Origin of the sequence: Pedococcus sp. 2YAF34, from assembly GCF_052114585.1 — a bacterium.
Classification (GTDB): domain Bacteria; phylum Actinomycetota; class Actinomycetes; order Actinomycetales; family Dermatophilaceae; genus Pedococcus.
The window spans coordinates 1-3,035 of the sequence record NZ_JBFRFA010000072.1 but is presented as its reverse complement, the minus strand read 5'-3'; the positions used below and the strand labels follow the sequence as shown (position 1 = coordinate 3,035).

The following is a 3,035-nucleotide window of genomic DNA, read 5'->3' as shown; positions in this document are numbered from 1 at the left end:
GCCTCAGCCCGGTCCGCGCCGCCGGCCAGGGCCGCCGCGAGGGCGCCGCAGAAGGCGTCGCCGGCGCCCGTGGTGTCGACCACGTCCTCCGCTGCGACCGGCGCCGCCTCGAACCGCTCACCGTCCCAGCTGCACCCCGCCGCCCCGAAGGTCACCAGCAGGGAGCCTGCGACGACGTCGGAGTCGGCCAGCTGCATGGCCTCGTGCTCGTTGACGACCACCGGGTCGGCGAGCTGCGCGACGTCCTGCGGCAGGGCCGCGTACGGCGCGGCGTTGACCACCACGCGCGCTCCCCTGGAGTGCGCCGCGCGGGCGGCCCGGGCCACGACCGATACGGGGACCTCGAGCTGGACGAGCAGGACGTCCCCCTCCCCGAGCGGCGGCAGGTCGGCGGTGACGTGGCCGTTGGCTCCGGCGACGACCACGATGGAGTTCTCCCCCTCGTCGTCGACCACGATCCACGCCTGGCCGGTGGCGGCGGGTGCGACGGCCACGGCGGACACGTCGACACCGAGCCGCTCGAGGCGGGCGCGGTAGGCGGCGCCGCCGTCGTCGTCGCCCACGGCTCCGACCATGACGACCTCGGCACCGGCTGCGGCGGCGGCCACGGCCTGGTTGCCGCCCTTGCCGCCGGCGAACCGCTCCACGGCGGCGTCGGCCAGGACCGTCTCCCCCGGGCGCGGGTGCCGCTCGACATGGGCGACGAGGTCGACGTTGAGCGACCCGAGGACGACGACGCGGCCCATCAGAGCGAACCCCCGCCGACGGTGTCGAGCCAGAGGCGGGCGTAGCGGTCGGCGTCGACCTCGAGGCACACGTCGATGGTCGTCGGGGCGAGGCCGTGCGGGTCGTGCGACAGGTCGCCGGTCCAGTCACGGCGGTCGACGATGGTGCGCCCCCGCGACCAGGTGCCCGCGAGCTCGACGCGGACCGGGAGCTTCTCGCGCTGCACGCCCCCCGGGTCGAGGACCGCGCAGACGGCGCCCGCGTCGCCGATCGTGGCTGACCCCGCCCCGAACCGCTCCGCCTGGAACCGGACGAGCCGCCCGGCGAGCTCGGCCGCGCCCCGGCCACCGACCGCCACGAGCGCGTCGGCCTGCGCGAGGCCGATGTGCGGGGCGTAGAAGACGTCGAGGCCGTACATGGTCACGGCGATGCCGAGGTCGGCGCACGCGTCGAGGACGACGGCCGCCGCCTCCGGGTCGTGGAAGACGTTGAACTCGGCCGACGCGGTGGCGTTGCCGACGTCGGCCGCCCCACCCATGAAGACGACCTCACGCAGGCCCCGCGCGACCTCGGGGTAGGTGCGCAGCAGCAGGGCGATGTTGGTCAGGGGTGCGAGGGGTATGAGGGTGACGGGTTCGTCGGTCGCAGCCGCCTCGCGCAGGACGTCCCGCAGCACCTCGACGGCGTGCCGCGGGTCCGGCTGCCGGGACGACTTCGGCCAGTCGAGGTCGCCCATGCCGTCGGCCCCGTGGACGTGGCGCGCGTCGACGGCCTCCTCGAGCAGGGGCCTTTCCGCACCGCGGGCGACGACGACGTCCGCGCGCCCGGCCGCGTCGAGGACGGTCAGCGTGTTGGCGACGACGTCGTCCACCGGCGCATTGCCGCCGACACAGGTCACGGCGCGCAGGTCGAGACCAGGGTGCAGCGCGGCGAGGAGCAGGGCACAGGCGTCGTCCACGCCGGTGTCGACGTCGAGCACGACGGGGATGGCCATGCCCGCGATCCTGCCAGAGCAGTGGCCGCAGGACCCGGCCCCCGTCGAGCGTCCGGCCGGCGCGCGGCTACTCGTCGGAGAGGTCCACCCCGCAGGACATGAGCACCATGTCCGTCACCGACCCGGGTGGGGTGACGGTCGTCTCGACGGAGCCCCAGGGTCGGCTCGCCCAGATGCGGACGCCGAGCCCGTCGACCGGGTGCTGCCGGGCCAGGGCGCGGGCGACCCGGGTGGCCGCGGTGCAGTCGGTGACCTGGAACTCCAGGCGCACGGTCTGCTTCGACCGCGGCGCCAGGTCGAGCGACTGCGGGGCCACCGGCTGCACCTCGACGCCGGGCACCGGAATGGCCCACCGGGTCACGTGCTCGGTGACCACGCCGTCGTTGTGCAGGTCGAACGACAGGTGCCCGCGGCTGCCCGGCGTCCCGCTGCCGTAGCCGGAGTTGTCGCCGCCGGACAGGCGCGGGGAGAACACACCGGACCACGCCACCCCGACGCCGAGGAGCACCACGAGGGCGGTGACCAGCGCCGTACGCAGCAGGGCCCTGCGCTCACGGACGGCGGCTGCGCGGGCCTCGGGCTCGATGGCGCGCCACACCTCGTCGCTCACGCCGTACCCGGCCCCGCGCGCCACCTGCGAAGGGCCCTCGGCTGTCGGCGCCCCACTCCCCCGCTGCTCGTCCATGGCCGTGAATGTATCACTGTGTTGCTACATTGACACAAGGGTTGCTCGAGGTGCAGGGTGGCGCCATGACCGTCCGCTTCGTCGTCCTCCTCGTCGTCGCCCTGCTCGGTGTGGGGGTCATGGTGCTCGTCGCCGGCGTCTCGACCGCGCCGGTCTCGCTGCCCCGCCTGCGCCGCTTTGCTGCCCGTCAGGAGCTGCTCGTCACCGAGGCCAACGGTCCGCTCGTGGTGCGGGCCCTGGCGGTCACGCGACGCTGGCGCGCGCTCGGGCTCACCACCGGCGTGCTGCTCGGCCTGCTGTGGGCGCTGCGCGACGACCGGCTCACCCTCAACTTCACGGCTGCTTTCCTGGGGTGGTTCGTCGGGGCCGTGGTCGCCGAGTGGCGGCTCGCGGGCCTCGTGGTCGAGTCCGGCCGGCGCACCGCCTCGCTGGCGCGGCGGACGGTCACCGCCTACCTGCGGCGTGGCGCCGCGGTGCTGCTCGGGCTGGCCTGCCTGGCGCTGGTGGTCCTGTACGTCGCCGTCGTGACCCGGGCCGGGTCCGTGGGATCCGGGGCGCCCGGGCTGCGCGGGGAGGCCACGCTCTGGCTGGCCGCCGCCGCCGCGGGGCTGGCCGCCGTCACCGCCACCC

General features: G+C 75.4%; 4 protein-coding genes. 1 reads left to right on the top strand and 3 read right to left on the bottom strand.

Going from position 1 to position 3,035, the window contains the following annotated elements; all coding sequences use genetic code 11:
* The 3 genes from AB4Z02_RS18870 to AB4Z02_RS18860 form a co-directional block, all read right to left on the bottom strand.
* On the bottom strand, positions 1–746 hold a 746-nt coding region (locus AB4Z02_RS18870; protein WP_441972891.1), incomplete at its 3' end, for a PfkB family carbohydrate kinase.
* Positions 746–1,720, bottom strand: coding sequence for a nucleoside hydrolase (locus AB4Z02_RS18865; RefSeq protein ID WP_056882338.1), 975 nt, complete (start codon positions 1,718–1,720; stop codon positions 746–748). The genes AB4Z02_RS18870 and AB4Z02_RS18865, both read right to left, overlap by 1 nt.
* A 67-nt stretch (positions 1,721–1,787) precedes the next feature.
* Positions 1,788–2,405, bottom strand: a complete 618-nt coding sequence (locus AB4Z02_RS18860) for a hypothetical protein (protein WP_156399789.1) — start codon at positions 2,403–2,405, stop codon at positions 1,788–1,790.
* 65 nt (positions 2,406–2,470) lie between these two features.
* On the opposite strand from AB4Z02_RS18860, the gene AB4Z02_RS18855 reads away from it, so the two are divergent.
* On the top strand, positions 2,471–3,035 hold a 565-nt coding region (locus AB4Z02_RS18855), incomplete at its 3' end, for a hypothetical protein (protein WP_441972889.1).

What these genes read in the sequence shown, in the direction of transcription:
- AB4Z02_RS18860 (WP_156399789.1), bottom strand. Translation starts at nt 2,405, where the DNA reads ATGGACGAGCAGCGGGGGAGTGGGGCGCCGACAGCCGAGGGCCCTTCG.
- AB4Z02_RS18865 (WP_056882338.1), bottom strand. Translation starts at nt 1,720, where the DNA reads ATGGCCATCCCCGTCGTGCTCGACGTCGACACCGGCGTGGACGACGCC.